This window comes from Arthrobacter sp. C2, assembly GCA_024207135.1.
GTDB lineage: Bacteria > Actinomycetota > Actinomycetes > Actinomycetales > Micrococcaceae > Paeniglutamicibacter.
On record CP042428.1, the window covers coordinates 4,392,647 to 4,410,476 of the forward strand.

The 17,830-nt window shown below is 63.7% G+C and carries 11 protein-coding genes and 2 pseudogenes; 9 read left to right on the forward strand and 4 right to left on the reverse strand.

Annotated features, from left to right (window positions below):
• Positions 1-258: 258 nt before the first annotated feature.
• Genes FPY90_RS20080 through narI form a run of 4 tightly spaced genes read left to right on the forward strand, consistent with a single transcriptional unit; the run spans position 259 to position 6,993 of the window.
• On the forward strand, positions 259-3,963 hold the full coding sequence (locus FPY90_RS20080; protein ID WP_498682982.1) for a nitrate reductase subunit alpha: 3,705 nt from the start codon (positions 259-261) through the stop codon (positions 3,961-3,963).
• The gene (gene narH, locus FPY90_RS20085) at positions 3,963-5,594 is read left to right on the forward strand and encodes a nitrate reductase subunit beta (protein WP_498682984.1); all 1,632 of its coding nucleotides are present in this window, start codon (positions 3,963-3,965) and stop codon (positions 5,592-5,594) included. Before FPY90_RS20080 ends, narH begins: the two co-directional genes overlap by 1 nt.
• Positions 5,591-6,247, forward strand: a complete 657-nt coding sequence (narJ, locus tag FPY90_RS20090) for a nitrate reductase molybdenum cofactor assembly chaperone (RefSeq protein WP_498682986.1) — start codon at positions 5,591-5,593, stop codon at positions 6,245-6,247. Before narH ends, narJ begins: the two co-directional genes overlap by 4 nt.
• Positions 6,247-6,993, forward strand: a complete 747-nt coding sequence (gene narI / locus FPY90_RS20095) for a respiratory nitrate reductase subunit gamma (protein ID WP_071215674.1) — start codon at positions 6,247-6,249, stop codon at positions 6,991-6,993. The genes narJ and narI overlap by 1 nt, the downstream gene beginning before the upstream one ends.
• A 49-nt stretch (positions 6,994-7,042) precedes the next feature.
• On the opposite strand, the gene FPY90_RS20100 is transcribed toward narI, so the two are convergent.
• Positions 7,043-8,203, reverse strand: coding sequence for a tellurite resistance/C4-dicarboxylate transporter family protein (locus FPY90_RS20100; protein ID WP_083411356.1), 1,161 nt, complete (start codon positions 8,201-8,203; stop codon positions 7,043-7,045).
• A gap of 350 nt (positions 8,204-8,553) precedes the next feature.
• On the opposite strand from FPY90_RS20100, the gene rpsO reads away from it, so the two are divergent.
• The gene (rpsO, locus tag FPY90_RS20105; RefSeq protein WP_071215675.1) at positions 8,554-8,823 is read left to right on the forward strand and encodes a 30S ribosomal protein S15; all 270 of its coding nucleotides are present in this window, start codon (positions 8,554-8,556) and stop codon (positions 8,821-8,823) included.
• Between the two features lie 823 nt (positions 8,824-9,646).
• Complete coding sequence (locus tag FPY90_RS20110) at positions 9,647-10,396, forward strand: YceI family protein (protein ID WP_071215676.1); 750 nt, start codon at positions 9,647-9,649, stop codon at positions 10,394-10,396.
• A gap of 52 nt (positions 10,397-10,448) precedes the next feature.
• Here the strand turns inward: FPY90_RS20110 and FPY90_RS20115 are convergent, their stop codons facing one another.
• On the reverse strand, positions 10,449-11,438 hold the full coding sequence (locus FPY90_RS20115; protein WP_498682990.1) for a GlxA family transcriptional regulator: 990 nt from the start codon (positions 11,436-11,438) through the stop codon (positions 10,449-10,451).
• A gap of 330 nt (positions 11,439-11,768) precedes the next feature.
• On the opposite strand from FPY90_RS20115, the gene FPY90_RS20120 reads away from it, so the two are divergent.
• Complete coding sequence (locus tag FPY90_RS20120) at positions 11,769-13,031, forward strand: alpha/beta fold hydrolase (protein WP_498682991.1); 1,263 nt, start codon at positions 11,769-11,771, stop codon at positions 13,029-13,031.
• 456 nt (positions 13,032-13,487) lie between these two features.
• Here the strand turns inward: FPY90_RS20120 and FPY90_RS20125 are convergent, their stop codons facing one another.
• Positions 13,488-14,600 (reverse strand): ImmA/IrrE family metallo-endopeptidase, encoded by a 1,113-nt coding sequence (locus FPY90_RS20125; RefSeq protein WP_498682993.1) that lies wholly within the window; start codon positions 14,598-14,600, stop codon positions 13,488-13,490.
• 537 nt (positions 14,601-15,137) lie between these two features.
• Positions 15,138-16,247: pseudogene (locus tag FPY90_RS20130) on the reverse strand (IS1380 family transposase); the annotation flags it as partial.
• Positions 16,248-16,368: 121 nt separating this feature from the next.
• On the opposite strand from FPY90_RS20130, the pseudogene FPY90_RS20135 reads away from it, so the two are divergent.
• Together FPY90_RS20135 and FPY90_RS20140 are read left to right on the forward strand one after the other, a co-directional pair.
• A pseudogene (locus tag FPY90_RS20135) lies at positions 16,369-16,569 on the forward strand (protein adenylyltransferase SelO family protein); the annotation flags it as partial.
• Positions 16,570-16,696: 127 nt separating this feature from the next.
• Positions 16,697-17,719 carry a DUF808 domain-containing protein gene (locus tag FPY90_RS20140; protein WP_071215681.1) on the forward strand — a complete coding sequence of 341 codons (1,023 nt, stop codon included), beginning with the start codon at positions 16,697-16,699 and terminating at the stop codon, positions 17,717-17,719.
• The last annotated feature ends 111 nt before the right edge of the window (positions 17,720-17,830 follow it).

Sequence of the window (17,830 nt, forward strand, 5' to 3'; positions counted from 1 at the left end):
CCACTGCGCCATGAAGCCCCGGAGACCCGGGCTGTACCGCCTGCGCAGATTTCCCGGGTGCCGCCGGAGCGTTTCCCGGCCGGAACCGCAGGCGGATGCGCGGGGCAGAAGCCGGGTGTGATGGTGGTCTCAATCCTTCCGTGTTACCGTGAGGGGAATTCGAGGTTCTGGGCCCGGTCACACCGGTAATTGCCGGTTGGGTTCGGGCATAGGCACCGATCGATTCCGGCGTTCTTGCACCGGGGGAGAAGGACCACCATGGGCACCAGCATGAACTCCGGCCTGACAGACGCCTTGATCAAGACCCGAAGGTTTTTTACCAGCAAGGAGGCGGTGTCCCCCGACGGACGCACCCTGCTCAAGGTCGGCGGGCGCAGCGGGGACGCGTTCTACCGCGACCGCTGGAGCCACGACAAGGTGGTCCGTTCGACCCACGGGGTGAACTGCACCGGCTCCTGCTCGTGGAACGTGTACGTCAAGGACGGCATCATCACCTGGGAAACCCAGGCCGTCGATTACCCCACCACCGGGCCCGACAAGCCGGAATACGAACCGCGCGGCTGTCCGCGCGGAGCTTCCTTCTCCTGGTACACCTACTCGCCGACCCGCACGCGCTATCCGTACATCCGCGGGGTGTTGCTGGAGATGTACCGGGAAGCCAAATCGCGCCTGAAGGATCCGGTGCTGGCCTGGGCGGATGTCACCGAGGACCCGGAGCGCGCGCAGCGGTACAAGCGGGCCCGCGGCAAGGGCGGGCTGGTGCGCGCCAGCTGGGACGAGGCGGTCGAGATCGTCGCCGCCGCGCACGTGCACACCATCCGCAAGTGGGGTCCGGACCGGGTGGCCGGTTTCTCGCCGATCCCGGCCATGTCGATGGTCTCCCACGCTTCCGGGGCCCGGTTCGTGAACCTGATCGGCGGCTCGATGCTGAGCTTCTACGACTGGTACGCCGACATGCCGATCGCCTCCCCGCAGGTTTTCGGCGACCAGACCGATGTCCCCGAATCGGGGGACTGGTGGGATGCCGGATACCTCATGATGTGGGGCTCCAATGTCCCGGTGACCCGGACCCCCGACGCGCACTGGATGACCGAGGCGCGCTACCGGGGGCAAAAAGTCGTCGTGGTGTCTCCCGACTTTGCCGACAGCACCAAGTTTGCCGATGAATGGCTGGCCGCCGAGCCTGGCACCGACGGCGCCCTGGCGATGGCCATGGGGCATGTGATCCTCAAGGAATTCCATGTCGAGCGGCAAACCCCCTACTTCACCGGGTACGTGAAGAAATACACCGACCTGCCGTTCCTGGTCATCCTGGACGAGGCGCAAGACGCGGACGGGGCGCGCACCTTCACGGCCGGAAAGTTCCTCACCGCCGAGGACCTGACCACGGAAATCGCCCATGAAGAGGAAAACGCGGCCTTCAAGGCGGTGCTCGTGGATGCGGCGACCGACTCCCTGGTGGTGCCCCCGGGCACCTTGGGCCACCGCTACGGCGAAACGGGCGTGGGCAAGTGGAACCTGGACCTGGGGGACATCGACCCGAGACTCACGTTGATCGACAAGGCCGATGAAAACGTGAGCGTGGACATGCCGCGCTTCGACGCCGGCCAGGGCAACATCGGAGTCATCCGCCGCGGGGTCCCGGCGCGCCGGGTCGCCGGCCGGCTGGTGACCACCGTCTTTGACTTGCTGCTGGCCCAATACGGGGTGGGACGCCCCGGGCTTCCGGGGCAGTGGCCCACAGGCTACGACGACGCCGACTCCCCGTACACCCCGGCCTGGCAGGAAAAGATCACCGGGGTCCCGGCAGCCGCGGCCGAGCGGATCGGCCGCGAGTTCGCGCAGAACGCGGAGGATTCCAAGGGCAGGTCCATGATCCTGATGGGTGCCGGAACCAACCACTGGTTCCACTCCGACACCATTTACCGCACCTTCCTGACCATGACCACTGTCACCGGATGCCAGGGGGTCAACGGCGGGGGCTGGGCCCACTACGTGGGCCAGGAAAAGGTCCGTCCGCTGACCGGATACACGCAGCTGGCCAACGCCTTGGACTGGATGCGGCCGGCACGGAACATGGTGCAGACCGCTTATTGGTACCTGCACACCGATCAATTCCGCTACGACCAGTTCGGCGCGGACGCGCTCACCGCCCGGACCGGCAAGGGCCAGCTGGCCGGCAAGACGACCGCCGACGTCATAGCCCAGTCCGCACGTCTGGGCTGGATGCCTTCCTATCCCACTTTTGACCGCAACCCGTTGGTCATCGGCGCCCAGGCGCGGGAAAAGGGGCAAACCTCTGCGGACTACGTGGTCGAGGAGCTCAAGGCCGGGCGCCTGGCCTTCGCCGCGGAGGACCCCGACGCCCCGGAGAATTTTCCCCGGGTGCTTTCGCTGTGGCGCTCGAACCTGATCGGTTCCTCGGCCAAGGGCAACGAGTACTTCCTCAACCACCTGCTGGGGGCCTCGCACACGATCACGGCGAAGGAAACAGCCGAGCGTTTCCGGCCCAAGGACGTGAAGTGGCGTGAGAAGGCACCGATCGGCAAGCTCGACCTGCTGACCACGCTGGATTTCCGGATGACCAGTTCGACCCTGCACTCGGACATCGTGTTGCCTGCGGCGACCTGGTACGAGAAGTACGACCTGTCCACCACGGACATGCACCCGTTCGTGAACTCCTTCAACCCCGCGATCTCCCCGCCCTGGCTCGCGCGCACGGACTGGGATGCCTGGCAGGAGATTTCCCGGGTCTTCAGCAAGCTGGCCGAACGCCACCTGGGCACGCAGACCGACGTGGTCGCCGCACCGCTGACCCACGACACCCCCGACGCGATGGCGGCTCCTCACGGGAAGGTGCGGGACTGGAAATATGGCGAATGCGAGCCCGTGCCGGGCGTCACCATGCCCAAGATCATCGAGGTCGAGCGGGACTACACCGCAATCGGCGAGAAGATGCGATCGATCGGGCCCCTGCTGGACACCCTGGGCGCCACCACGAAGGGCATCACCTTTGAGCTGGGACCGGAGATCGAGGAGTTGAAGAAGAAGAACGGGGTCGTGCGCGGAGGCGTGGCCCACGGGCGCCCGGACATCCTCAAGGACTTCCAGGCCTGCGAGATGATCCTGATGCTCTCGGGCACCACCAACGGGCGCCTGGCGACCGAGGGCTTCAAGACGCTGGAGAAGCGCACCGGCACCAGACTGCACGACCTGGCCTCGGAACACGAGGGCAAGCGCATCACCTTTGCCGACACCCAACGCGGACCGGTGCCGGTGATCACCTCGCCGGAATGGTCGGGCTCCGAATCCGGGGGACGGCGGTACTCCCCGTTCACCATCAACGTCGAGCGGCTCAAGCCCTGGCACACCCTCACCGGGCGGATGCACTTCTATCTGGACCACGACTGGATGACCGAGCTGGGCGAGTCGCTGCCCACCTTCCGCCCTCCCTTGGACATGACCGCACTGTTCGACGAACCGGAGATCGGCTCCACGTCGTCGGCGGGCGTCACCGTGCGCTACCTGACCCCGCACAACAAATGGTCCATCCACTCCGAGTACCAGGACAACCTGCTGATGCTCTCGCTGTTCCGGGGCGGGCCGGGGATCTGGATGAGCCCGATCGACGCGGAAAAGATCGGGGTGCAGGACAACGAATGGATCGAGGCGGTCAACCGCAACGGCACCGTCACCGCCCGGGCCATCGTCTCGCACCGGATGCCCGAGGGAACCGTCTACATGTACCACTCCCAGGACCGGCTGATCGACATGCCGCTGTCGGAGACCAGCGGCCAGCGCGGCGGCAACCACAACTCGCTGACCCGGCTGATGATCAAGCCCACGCACATGATCGGCGGCTACGCCCAACAAACCTACGCCTTCAACTACATGGGGCCCACGGGAAACCAACGCGACGAGGTCACCGTGATCCGCCGCCGCAACCAGAAGGTGGAGTACTGATGCGTGTCATGTCGCAGATGGCCATGGTGATGAACCTGGACAAGTGCATCGGGTGCCACACCTGTTCGGTCACCTGCAAGCAGGTCTGGACCAACAGGTCCGGAGCCGAGCACGTTTGGTTCAACAACGTCGAAACCCGTCCCGGCCAGGGATACCCGCGCACCTACGAGGACCAGGAGAAGTGGAAGGGCGGTTGGACGCTGACCAAGCGCGGCCGGCTCAAGCTCAAGGCCGGGGGACGGCTGAAGAACCTCATGACCATCTTCGCGGCCCCCAACATGCCGGGCATCAAGGACTACTACGAGCCGTGGACCTACGACTACGACAACCTGACCACCGCCCCGGCGCAGAAGCACATGCCGGTGGCGCGGCCCAAGTCGCTGCTGACAGGGCAGGACACCAAGATCACCTGGTCCTCGAACTGGGACGACGACCTGGCCGGGTCGACGCAGAACACGCACAACGACCCGATCCTGAAGCAGGTCGGAGACAAGATCAAGTTCGAATACGAACAGACCTTCATGTTCTACCTGCCGCGCATCTGCGAGCACTGCCTGAACCCCTCCTGCGTTGCCTCCTGCCCCACCGGGGCCATCTACAAGCGCGAGGAAGACGGGATCGTGCTGGTGGACCAGGACCGCTGCCGCGGCTGGCGCCAGTGCGTGGGCGGCTGCCCGTACAAGAAGATGTATTTCAACCACAAGACCGGCAAGGTCGAGAAATGCACCTTCTGCTACCCGCGCATCGAGATCGGCCAGCCCACCATCTGCTCGGAGACCTGCGTGGGGCGCCTGCGCTACCTCGGGCTGATGCTCTACGACGCCGACAAGGTGCTGGAGGCGGCATCCACCACGGATGAACACGGTCTCTACGAGGCCCAGCGCGACGTGTTCCTGGATCCCCGGGATCCCGAGGTCATTCGTGAAGCGAAACTGGCCGGAATTCCGGACGATTGGGTGGAAGCGGCCCAGCGCTCGCCGATCTGGGCCTTGATCAACGAATTCAAGGTTGCCCTGCCGCTGCACCCCGAGTACCGAACGATGCCGATGGTCTGGTACATCCCCCCGCTGTCCCCGGTCGTGGATGCGGTCGGAGAGACCGGGGAAGACCCGGAGCGCAAGGACAACCTGTTTGCGGCCATCGACAAGCTGCGGATCCCGATCGAGTACCTGGCCGGGCTCTTCACCGCGGGGGACACGGTGCCGGTGGACCGGGTCCTGCACAAGCTTGCGGCCATGCGTTCCTACATGCGCGACATCAACATGGGATGGGAACCCGACGAGTCCATCGCCGAATCGGTGGGGATGACCGGGCAGCAGGTCCGGGACATGTATCGGTTGCTGGCCATCGCCAAGTACGAGGAACGCTACGTGATCCCGGCGGCCCACTACGAGGACGCCCACAAGCTGGAGAACATCGCCACGGAGTGCTCGCTGGATGTCGAGGGAGGTCCGGGCATGGGCGGCATGGGTGGCATGGATGATTCCTTTGGTTCCGACCCGGGCGGCGGGGGACCGGATGTCCCGGGCCGACCCGAAGGTGTGCGCATCAACCTGCTGAACTGGAACGGCCAGGGCACGCCCACCGGGCTGTTCCCCGGCACGCCGCCTGCCCCGGGAGCCACCCCGTGACGCCCAAGGTGCCGGCCCTGAAGTACACCTCGGAGGAAATCACCGCGGCCTGGCAGTGCGCCTCCATCCTGCTGGATTATCCCGACGAGCTGCTGCTCTTGCGCCTGGACCTGCTCGACGAGGTCGCCGCTTCCCTGCCGGCCAAGATCGGGGCGGGCCTGCTCGAGACGATCCGATACCTGCGCCGGCCAGGGGTGGCGGACACCCAGAGCCAATACGTCGACACCTTCGACACCCGTCGGCGCGGATGCCTGTTCCTGACCTACTTCTCCAACGGCGAGACCAGGAAGCGGGGGTTGGCGCTGCTGCGCATCAAGCAGGTCTACGCCCGGGCCGGCCTGGAACTGGCCCCGGAGCAGCTGCCGGACCACCTGTGCGTGGTCCTGGAATTCGGCGCGCTCACCGATGCCAAGGCGGGCCTGAAGATCATCCTGGACAACCGGGCCGGCTTGGAACTGCTACGCCTTCACCTGCGCGAGACCGACTCGCCATGGTCTGGGGCGGTCGAATCGGTCTGTTCCACCCTCCCGGGGCTCAAGGGCACGGACCACGAGATCGTGGCACGGCTCATTGCCGAGGGGCCCGCGGACGAACAGGTCGGACTGGACACCTATGGAATGCCGGATTTGGCACCGATTCAAGGAGGCGTGTGATGGATAACGGATGGCAAGTGTTCCTGTGGCTGATTTTCCCCTACATCTGCCTGACGGTCTTTGTCCTGGGGCACATCTGGCGATACCGCTATGACAAGTTCGGGTGGACCTCGCGCTCGAGCCAGATGTACGAGAGCAGCATCCTGCGCTGGGCCAACCCGATGTTCCACTTCGGCATCCTGGCAGTATTCCTTGGCCACGTCATGGGCCTGGGCATCCCCAAGAGCTGGACGGATGCAATGGGCATTTCGGACGGGGCATACCACTTCATGGCCGTCTCGGTGGGCGCCGTTGCCGGGGTCTTCACGATTGTGGGATTCCTTGGACTGCTCTACCGGCGCCGCTTCACCAAGGCGGTGATGGGGGCAACCACCGTGATGGACAAGGTCATGTACCTCGTGCTCGGAATCGTGATCCTGGGCGGACTGGTCAACACCGTCTCCGGGGTGGCGGGGGAGTACAACTACCGGGAAGGGGTGTCGGTCTGGTTCCGCAGCATCTTCTACTTCAACCCGCAGCCGGAATTGATGGTCGGTGCACCGCTGAGCTTCCAGTTCCACGCGGTTGCCGCCATTGCGCTGTTCGCGCTGTGGCCCTTCACCCGCCTGGTGCACGTGTTCACCGCACCGGTGGGTTATCTCTTCCGCCCCTATATCGTGTATCGCAGCCGCGACGCGCACGAGGGCTCGCGGGCGCACCGGCGCGGGTGGGACAAGGTCGATACGATCCCGCGCCGCCCCAAGTAAGCAGCGCGAGGAAGGGGACTTGCCGTGCCACGGAACCGGGCCGGTGAGGTCAGGACACTGCGGGGCCCGGCCGCGTGCCACGGAGGCCCCGGCGGCGGCGCAGCCAGGAGAATGCCGCATGGGCCATGGCGAGGGAGGACGCCAGCCAGGCGAGCAGCGCCACCCAAATGATGATCCGGCCCAGGCCCACCATGAAGTCGAGCCCCTCGACGGTGCCAAAGAGCATGCTGGCGCTGGCATACATGCCCAGCGGGAAGACGATGCTCCACAGGCTGATTTCATAGCGCAACGGCCGGTGCCGCAGCACGTGCCGCCAGATCCCGAAGAGCAGCAGCAACGGGATCCACCACAGGCCCAGGGCCCACAGGATGAAGCTGATTCCGGCAACGGCCGGTCCCGCGGTTTCCAGGATGGGCATCTGCGCGGGCAGCAGCAGGATCCGGGAACCGGCCAGCACCGAGATGGCGGTGGCACCCATGTAGATCCAGTAGGTGGGGCTCAGGGATGCCGGGTCCACGGGGTGGGTGAGCAGACGTATCGTGACAAGGGTGGCCACAATCAGGTAGAGCATCACGCCGACTCCCCACAGCCCCACGGCGGCAGCGGCCAGCAGCTCCGATCCGCCCAAGCGGGCCACCATGGCTGCGGCCACGGCAACGGATTGGGTTCCCACCACCCACAGGAACCAGCTGCCGTTGATTTCCGCGATGATGGGGTTCTTGCGCTCCGCGACCAGCAACTCCGTTGGCAGCGTGTAGTTGAGCACCACCCACACGACGGCACCCACCACGGCCATGGCCAAGGCCGTGGTGATCCAGCCGTACATCTCAAATCGCGCGCCAAGCACGTTGGCGGCGGCCACGATGGTGAAGAATCCGAAGGCGCGGCCGGGGCTTCGGACATCGCGCACCACCCTGCCGAACGTGCCGATCAATCGCAACAAGGTCGCCGCGGCGAGCACGATCCCGGCGAGCACCGCAATGATGAAAAGTACCAATGCCGGCACGGGCGCGCCGTAGAGGTCCAAGCCTGTCGAGACTATTCCGGTGGCCATCACGAAGGAAAAGGAGGCCGGCGGCAGGTTGGCGATCAGGCCGCCCGATGGGTTTTCAACACCGGGGAGAGGTGCATTGGCGGGATTGAGCTGTCCTTCGCTGAACTCGTCGGAGGCCAGCATGGCTAGCGGCCCGGGCCAATGGAGGGCAGGCATGCGGCATTTTTCCGCTCAGGAACCATGTTCCAGCTCTTGGGCTCGGCTGCAACCCGGTCACCGGCTTGTGTACCTCGTGGCCTTGATTCCATGCCTTCACCCTAGGCATCCAAGAGGCCAGTGGCCAGAGAAGCCGGGCAACTCGACAGGAAACGACCGTATCAGCGCAAGCATTTTCTTGGCGTGAACCGGTACCTGCGGGCCGCAGTGCATGTGCCTTGCGTCTCGAGGCGTGCCGCCAGGGGCCAAGTTCTTGGTAGACTTTTCTGCGGTGCCCGCTGCAGTCCGCGGTTGCGAGTGCACCTGCCGGTGACGGTGTTTTGAAACGCGGTACAACTCTAGGAGTTATTGTGGCATTAGACGCCGCTGTCAAGCAGGAAATCATGAAGGCCTACGCCACCAGCGAAGGCGATACCGGTTCGCCGGAGGTCCAGATTGCCGTGATGTCACGTCGCATCCTGGATCTGACGGAGCACCTGAAGATGCACAAGCATGACCACCACACCCGCCGCGGCCTGATGGCCCTGGTTGGTCGTCGTCGTCGCATGCTTGCGTACCTCAAGGGCACCGACATCGAGCGCTACCGTTCGCTGATCGAGCGCCTCGGCCTGCGTCGCTAATTTTTAGCACTAGGTTTGATTGAGATTCCCCGGTTCCCGTCACAGGGCGCCGGGGAATTTTTTTATGCTTTCGCAGAGGACGGTATTTGCGCGGGCTTGTCTGTTCCTCGAAACCATAGCGTGGAGTCGATCCTGTGAGCACAGATACCTTGCGAGCTGTCCGCTGGAACATATCATTGCCGGAATCCGAGTAGCTGAGCACCATGGATTCGTTTGGAACGGCTTACAAGCGCACCATCGTTGCGCATCGAAGAAGGGGCTGCTGGCCATGCGGTCAAACCGGGCGGAGCCGTTAGGGAAGGCGCGTGCCATCCGTCGACATGTAATTGAGCTGATTACATATGTCTTTGCATTCAATAAGAAATGTTCATAGTGGGAAGTGTAGACGGAGAGTCACCAATTGGCTGCTGGAATATGCCCGGTGAGATCGCCCGGGTCGGGTAACGGGTATGAATTCCTCTGTGTGTTCGTTAATTTGCCAAGGCCGGGGGACCGCACAGAGCCTTTGCATCAGCCAGAACAACGTACAGATCGCTGCCGTCATTGGACTGTCCCATCGCAGTTAGAGTGAACCGGTATACGCCGCTGAGGTCGCGAGTGAACGAGTACTCTCGCCAAGCGGAATGGCACGCCATGCGGGACTTTCCTGAGCTTTCCACCGATCATCCCTCCAGATACCAAGCTTCCCTTTTTGTGGCCTGTGCGTCTTTGGTGAACTTTGCGGGATTACCGCACTATTCGCTTTGCAGCGCCCCAGATGATGAAACAATTCAATGATCAACCAAAGTTCGCCGGAAGATGACGCGATCGATCAGGAGACTCCATGGCCGACCAGCCCGCATCGCCCCATCCCAAGAACAACGCCCGGAAGAAAAGACCGAGGTGGATCATCGCCATTGCGGTCGCGGTGATCATCGCTGGTGTATTCATTGGCAGCCGCATCTACGCCGCCAACGTCTCCGCCCAGGCCGATGCCGTTCCGACTTTGTCTGCGATGCCAAGCAGCGCGGCGTCCAATGGTGCGGGGGACGCGAGCGCGGCATCAACATCTGCCGACCGTGACGGGACTTGGACCGTAGGTTCCGGATCCTTCGCCGGGTACAGGCTCAACGAGGTACTCAACGGTGCAGACGTGACCGTCACGGGACGCACCGAAGACGTCGGCGGCTCATTGACCGTCGAAGACGATCGGCTCACGGCCGCGGATCTCGTCCTCAAGGTGGAAACCATCACCACGGACTCAGGCCGGCGCGATCAGTACTTCCGCACCTCGGCGATCGATACGTCGCGATTCCCCGAGGCGAGATTCACGCTGACCGAGCCCGTCGACGTGTCCGCAACGCTCGAGGGGGAGACCCGGACAATCCCCATCACCGGTGATTTGACGCTCAACGGCCAGACCGTGTCCGTCGAGGCCAACGTACAGAGTGCTTTCAGCGACGGAGCTGCGAAACTGGTTGGCCAGATACCCACGACCTGGGCGGAATTCGGCGTCGAAGCGCCGAACTTGGGCTTTGTTGCCGTGGAGGATTCCGGATTCATCGAGTTCTCGCTGGAAGTCACCCAGGGCTAGGAATCGCATCGTGCCGGGAGGGAACCGGCCACGATGGCCTTGGCAAGGATGGTCATCGAGGCTTCGCCAGGATTTCCCTTTCCGGCGATTGAGACGTCATCCCTGGCCGTTTCCGATCCGCGAATACGCGGCGGTAACTGGAAGGCGTGGTGTTGAATTCACGGGTGAAATGCAGCCTGAAGTTGGCCGAGGTTCCCAAGCCGGTCCGGGCGGCAATTGCCCCCACGGTCAGGTTGGTTGTTTCGAGCAGGCGGCATGCCTCCGTAAGCCGCTGGCTTGTCAGCCAGCGCATGGGTGTCATGCCGGCCACTGCCAGGAATTTTCGCGCAAAACTGCTCGACCCCCAGCCTGCGTGGGTTGCCATGTCGTGAACGCTCAACGGCTCGGCCAGGTGGTGAAGGGCCCAGCCGCACGTTTCGGCGAAATGGGTCAAGGGCGGGGCGACCGGGCGTTCGATGAACTGTGCCTGCCCTCCCTCGCGATGGGGTGCAACGACCATCCGCCGGGCGATGCGGTTGGCTGCCTCGGTGCCGTGGTCCGTCCTGACCAGGTGCAGGCACAGGTCGATTCCGGCCGCGACGCCGGCGCTGGTGCTGACACCGCCCTCGTCGATGTACAGCACGCCGGCGTCGACGCAAACTTCCGGATGGAGGGTTTGCAGGTGTTCCGCGTTCCTCCAATGAGTGGTGGCGCGCTTTCCGTCCAGCAGCCCGGCGGCCGCCAGCGCAAACGCCCCCGTGCAGACGGATACCAATCGGGTTCCCTTCGCCGCGGCGCCGCGAAGGGCGCTGGAGACCTCGGGAGGCGGGTCGGTGAGCGGGCTGAATCCTGGCACCACGATGGTGTCGGCTGACAGAAGGGCTTCGAGACCTTCGGCCGCGTGGATGGCGTAGCCCGTCGTGGTCTTGACCAATCCGGGTTCTGGGGCGCACACCGCGAACGAGTACAGCTGGCGCTCATCCTCGTGGCCGAATACCTGCGCCGGGATGGCCAGGTCAAAAGCGACGACATCCGGCAGGGCCAGTGCAACGACACGGTGCATATGGCCACTGTACGCCGGGCCGTCGAGACGGGAGCCTTGATAGCTGCAGGATCCTTTTCATACTGGTCATTTTTGCCGCTCCCGCCAGCTGCCCAGGCTGGGGAGACTTGAATCATGATCAACCTAGGAACTTCAGCCACTTCCGCACAGTCGGATTTACCGCCTGCAAAACCACGCCTGCCCTTGGCCGCCCGGAACTCGACACGAGGGGGCAACGGCCGCAGCAGCACTCCCTTTTCCCCCGAACAACCGGTAGGCGGACACCAGCCGACTGCCATCCCCGAGAGCCGCCGATCCGAGGACGAAGACCGTCTTCCGCGTACTGGCCCAATGCGCAGGGGACCTATCGCTTGGATCGTGGCCGGATCCTTGATCGCAGGCGTCCTCGCCGCCGTGCTGCTGGCCACCGCCTCGATCATTCCGGCCACCGAAAGCAGCATGGTCGGCGCAGTGCTGTCGGGGCTTGCCCTGGGCTGGGCGATGTTGGCTGTGCTTTCGTTAAAATTCACGGACCAGCCGCAGAAGTGGGCGGTGGTCCCGGCTTCGATCATGGGCCTGGGCGGTCTGCTTTTGCTGGTGTTCGGATCCCCGATGCGCGAAGCGCTTGCCTGGGCATGGCCACCGGCCGTGCTGTCCGCGGCGGTGTGGATTTTCCTCCAAGCCCGTCGGCAGCTACGCAGCCGAATCGGGCGTATGATGCTCTACCCGGTGATCGCACTGCTGGCCCTGGCCTCGTTGGGCAGTGGCTATGAAACGGTGCGCGCAGTGGTTGATGCAGGGGCTTCGCCGGTCCAGGGACAGTTGGTCGACGTGGGCGGACACCGCTTGTACTTGAACTGCACCGGCTCGGGCAGTCCAACCGTCGTGCTTGAACCGGGCGCCGGCCTCATGTCATCGGATCTCGCATTGGTCGCACCGCATGTAGCCGCTGCGACGCGGGTGTGCGTCTACGACCGGGCCGGGAAGGGATGGAGCGAACCGGCGGCCACCCCGCAGGATGGTGCGCAGGTCGCGACCGACCTCCACACCCTGCTGCAGCGGGGGAACGTTCCGGGACCGTACGTGCTGGCCGGGCATTCGTTCGGCGGCCTGTATGCACTGACTTTCGCGGCCCGCTACCCGCACGAAACGGCGGGACTGGTGCTGGTGGACTCGACCGCACCGGCCTCGAAACAGGAATCGGTGCAGGCTACCCGCCCCGGCTCCGAGACCACCATGAACCGTCTCTCCGCGCTGGTGGCGGGCGCTTCCAGACTCGGCCTCGGCCGATTGTCCGACGGGGCAACCGCGAGCCAGGCACGAAGCACGATCGACGAATACATCCGCGCGGGATCCTCGGCGCAGCAGGCCGCAGCCCTGACGGACTTCGCCGACAAGCCGCTGGTCGTGCTGACGGCAGGCACAGGCAGTGCGACCACTTGGGCCGCTTCGCAGGAAGCCCTTGCCTCGCTGTCGACCAACAGCCGGCACCGTGTCATCGACGGGGCCACCCATACGTCGCTGCTCTCGGACCGGGAGGACGCGGCCACGACCGCCCGCGGGATCCTCGACGTCGTCTCCGCAGTGCGGACCGCAAGCCGCTTGATCCCGTAGGACGAAGGAGCCCAGCGGCTCGCCGAAGGGTCGCGGGCGTGGTCCCGGGATTTCTCCCAAACCGGCAATCCGTGGTAGCTCTCGGCTTTTAACCGTGACGATAGACATATCGACACATGGCTCCGCACCAAGCACGACAACGAAAACTGACGGACCGCCGGCGGTACCGTTGACATCGGAATGCCCGATCTGGCGGGAGACAGCAACTGGCGGCCACCCCAACGATGGGGCGGCCGCCAGAATCGGTGAGCTGTTGGAGTCAGTGTTCGGTGTGTGTCGGCGGCCTTTTCCGCAACGTTCTCGGCGCGCAGGGCCTCGACCTCGTCAAGCTCGAGTGCCTTCTCCTGGTGCATGACTCCGGCCGGGAACTTCTCCATCGCCTTGGCCGTGTGGGCAAGAACGAACGGCCTCCTGTCTGGAACGGCCCTCAGCACGATGGTTGGCCGGAATGCTCGTCTATTCGTCACCGTCGTTGATTGCCAGGCGCTTATAGAGGCCGCGCCCATTTTGGTAGGGCCATATTCCGTCATGATGCATCCGACCCACAATGATGCCCGGGCAAACACCTATGGCAGCGGCAAACTCTCTAACTTCTTGAAGCGAACGAAGACTGCCGAGGCGTTTGGCCATTCCCGGCTTGATCAAATAATCGGAAGCAAAGCCATCGGCTTCGGCCTCCAATATCGATCCGCCGTCGCCGTCCTGATTCTGAATGAAAAGTTCGTTGTGAGGATGATGTAAGACATGGCCGAACTCGTGGAACAGCGTAAACCAAAATTTCCCGTCATCAGCTCCTCGCGTGGTCAGGGTGATGACTGGATGGCCGCCAATCCACTGGGTCGCCCCATAAGCGCGGATGCCTTTGACTTCGCTCTTGTAGATGAGACGGATCCCAACGTCCCCCAGCATCTGCGGAATGAGTGAACCGTACTCTTCGGGAGATTTAAGTGACAGTGCGCGAATTTCAGGTAGCAACTCGAGGAATGCTTCTCTGTTGTAACGGCTCTCCAACTCGTCTAGGCTGGCGAGCTCGAGCTCAATGAGCCTAAGCCATACCTGCACGGCAGCGGGGTCCACAGGGTGTGCAGCGTCTTGGCGAAATGCGGCTAGTGGCTGGGCTCGCGACTTTAAGCCTTCTAAAGAACCAACTGCGAAGAATCCCATGAGCTGCATGAGTAGAATCCCTGGCCGACGCATAGTCTCCGTGATGATGCCCATCTGTCGGAGTTCCTTGACCGGAAATAGTGCTGCTACGTCCTTCTCGGCCGCGAGTTCGGCTTCAAGACCAAGACGCGCGATATCAGCGCGATACGTTGCTTCGTAACTGAGCCAGATCCTTGCCGGAACGCCAGTGACAAGCTCCAATTTCATGGCGACAGTCTCAGTGAGGCGCGCGCCAGCTATCAACTTACTTACATGCTTTGGCGATACATTTAGTCGGCGTGCCAGCTCGGCCTGCGACATATTGTTTTCTTCGAGCCATTCCTCGATGAATTCACCGGTTGGGACGGCATAGTCGGAATCGGCCGATACATAGTCAGTCACCTTGCCCTCCTCGTTGTTATCCATCGTGGTAATCCTCGATACTTTCAAGCCGAGCAATCAGTCCGTTCGGGCTGCTGCTGTCAAAGGTCACTATTAACCGCCAACCTCCCTGGAGGCTGGCTGCGAACTCGCCCTTACGGTCTCCTTTGAGGGGATGCCAGTTTCCGGGTCCCTGAAAGAGGTCATCGATGGCTATGGCGGACTCGACCTGCTTTATTCGTCGCTGAGATATTTGACGCAGACATCGCCAAGCACTTTGGTTGCTTCTCGATTATTTGTGCATAGTTTCGCTACTTCGGGCGTCTGATAGAGCAACTTCAAGATAATCCCTCGTTACCTATCAGGTAATAGCATGGCACAATTTTCTGGTTCACACTATACCCTGAGGCCTCGCTGAAGCGTGATGAGGCTGACATGGGATGCTTGGACACCGGTACCCCATTGGCAATTTTGCCCTTCCATAACTTCATCCGGATTCGTCAGCGAGTGCTTGCGGACGTTGAAGTAATGGTTGGTCAGGTCGAGCACCAGACAGAAGGCGAACCTTGGCCACGTCTCACAGATGCGGTTTTCGCACCGTCCCCGGGCGCGGTGCCGGGCATCAAGGAACGCGACGTTCCAGCGCGGGGCGTTGGTCAGGAACGCGGTCACCCGGTGCCCGTCGACGTCGAAGATGGAGGCCTGGGCCCCGGGATGCAAGGGTTCGGCCCGGAGATACAGACGGGTTCCTGCCGGGTAGCCATGCAGCTTGATGACCTTCGTTGCATCGATGACCCACGCGTCGCGGCGTTCGTACCCGTCCTGCTCAATGACCCGCTCCCAGAGGTCCTTGTCATTGATCCAGTGGACGAAGCGCTCGTTGGGAACCGGCAGGGTGTAGGAGGTGGAGAACTGCAGTCCCAGGGAGTGCAGGTGGTTCAGGAACTCGCGAGACGCCCCGGCGCTGTCGGTGCGCACCAGGATCCTGTCGGCATGCAGTTTCCCGTGCTCGTCGCGCATCGAGTCGGGCAGCTGGGCCAGGGCCTTGTCGAGCACACGGATGTGGTCCTTGGCGCTGTTGGCACCCTGGTTGCCGGCCCGCAGTTCCGCGGCCAGGACCTCTCCGGTGCCGTTTCCCCTGCCGTAGTCGAGGCTGGCAACGAACGGGGAATGCCCGAAACCGCGCTTGTAATGGCCGGTGGCCAATTCCTTCTCGGAATGCGCGTCCACGAGGGTGGCGTCAAGGTCGATGATCAGCGGGTCCAGCCTGGTGGCCAGGGTGGCGGGGTTCCGTGGGCCGGCGGCCTCCCAGATCCTGGAGCGCAGGGCCTTGGCGACCGCGGCGAAGCCCAAGGTGAAGGCCTCGGGCTCCTCGGTGGCTCGTTCCACGAAGCGGGAGACCGTCGCGTTGGAGGCGACGGGGCCGAACAGGTCCGGGCTGTCGCGCAGGGTGTCGAGGTCCGAGACGTGTTCGCCGCCGTCGGGGAGCATCACCGCCAGGGAGCCGAGGACCCGTCCCGGGCGGTGGGTGGCCGTCTCGGGAACGAACCCGGCCAGTTGCTCTTCGCACAGGGCGCCGAAGCCGGTCGCGTCCAGGAAGGAGGTGAGCACGTTCAGGCCGGCGTGGGAAACCAGCGACTGGCCGGTCGGGGCTGCCGGGAGGGACGGGAAAACACGGGTATCGTTAAGCATCGAAAAGGTGAGCCCTGTTCTGGTGGATAAAAAGGTGTGGTACCTCTATTTTCCCAGATCAGCTCACCTTTTCGACGTTATAGGCACTTAATGACGCCCCGCTTCATGAAAAGGCCGGGCTAGGCGGGGTGACGGCCGGGCGCTCCTGCTCGGCGAGATTGCCGATGCCGAGGGCCGTCTTCGGGACATCCAGCTCAAGGGCTCGGGGCGAACGCCGTTTGCCCGCGGCGGCGACGGATTTGCCACGGTCGGTCCGATGCTCCGTCAATACCTGGTCAGCGAGGCGATGCACGCCCTGGGCATTCCCACCATGCGCTCCCTGCAGTGCCGCACCCGTTTCCCCCGTCGCTGCCCGACTCGCCCGCATATACTCGGAACATGCCAAATATGCGCCTTGACCGAGCCTTCCACGACCAGTCGTCCGCCCTCGAGCAGCACCGGGGCGCTCTGTGAGCGGCGGCCTCGTCGCCCTGCTGGACGATGTCGCGGCCCTGGCCCGCATCGCGGCCGCCTCGGTGGACGACGTCGCCGCCGGAGCCGCGAAGGCGGGAGCCAAGGCCGCCGGGGTGGTCATCGACGATGCCGCCGTCACCCCGCAGTACGTTTCCGGTGCCGACCCCTCCCGTGAACTGCCCATGATCAAGAAGATCTTTTGGGGTTCACTGCGCAACAAGCTGCTGGTCATCCTGCCGGCGCTGTTGCTGGTCAGCGCATTCCTCCCGGGGATCATTCCGTTCATCCTCATGGCCGGTGGCACCTACCTCTGCTACGAGGGCGCCGAAAAGGTGTGGCACAAGCTCCGCGGACACCATGAGGCGGAAAAGTCCCCGGCGGTCGACCGCGGCCCGTTGGCGGAGGCCAAGGTCATCAAGGGCGCCATCACGACCGACTTCATCCTCTCCTGCGAGATCATGGTGATCTCCATGAACGAGGTGGCCACCGAGTCACTGCTCTCGCGGGCCATCATCCTTATCGTCGTGGCGCTCGCCATCACGGTGCTCGTGTACGGGGCCGTGGGGCTGATTGTGAAGATGGACGACATCGGCCTGCACCTGGCCACCAAGGACTCCGCGGGCGCAAAGCGCTTCGGCGAGGCGCTTGTCAAGGGCATGCCCGCCGTGCTGGCCGCAATCACCTTTGTCGGGACGATCGCCATGTTGTGGGTGGGTGGCCACATCATGCTGCAGGGTGCCTACGACCTCGGGTGGCATGCACCCTACGACCTGGTCCATGTCCTGGAGAAGCCTTTCGCTTCGATCCCCGCGGTGGGCGGCTTCCTGGCCTGGCTCGTGAACACCCTGTGCTCGGCCATCCTCGGAATCATCTGGGGCAGCGTCGTCATGGCCATTGTGCACCCGCTGCTCAAGGCGCTGCCGTTCGGCAAGGCGAAGGGCGGACACGAGGAAGGCGACCTCAGGGCGGAAATCGCCGGGTACCGGCCCGGGAAGGCCAACGTCGATCCCGCCCCGTGACCGGGGTGCCAAGGATGGTCTGCAGGCCGCACAGGGGACGCATTCCTGTGTCCTGCGCCGCAGGGGATCACATCGGGGGAGTTGCGCTGCCTGTCGGTGTGGCCTTCGATG

What these genes read in the sequence shown, in the direction of transcription:
- FPY90_RS20125 (WP_498682993.1), bottom strand. Translation starts at nt 14,600, where the DNA reads ATGGATAACAACGAGGAGGGCAAGGTGACTGACTATGTATCGGCCGAT.
- narI (WP_071215674.1), top strand. Translation starts at nt 6,247, where the DNA reads ATGGATAACGGATGGCAAGTGTTCCTGTGGCTGATTTTCCCCTACATC.
- FPY90_RS20120 (WP_498682991.1), top strand. Translation starts at nt 11,769, where the DNA reads ATGCGCAGGGGACCTATCGCTTGGATCGTGGCCGGATCCTTGATCGCA.
- FPY90_RS20115 (WP_498682990.1), bottom strand. Translation starts at nt 11,438, where the DNA reads ATGCACCGTGTCGTTGCACTGGCCCTGCCGGATGTCGTCGCTTTTGAC.
- narH (WP_498682984.1), top strand. Translation starts at nt 3,963, where the DNA reads ATGCGTGTCATGTCGCAGATGGCCATGGTGATGAACCTGGACAAGTGC.
- FPY90_RS20100 (WP_083411356.1), bottom strand. Translation starts at nt 8,203, where the DNA reads ATGCCTGCCCTCCATTGGCCCGGGCCGCTAGCCATGCTGGCCTCCGAC.
- FPY90_RS20110 (WP_071215676.1), top strand. Translation starts at nt 9,647, where the DNA reads ATGGCCGACCAGCCCGCATCGCCCCATCCCAAGAACAACGCCCGGAAG.
- FPY90_RS20080 (WP_498682982.1), top strand. Translation starts at nt 259, where the DNA reads ATGGGCACCAGCATGAACTCCGGCCTGACAGACGCCTTGATCAAGACC.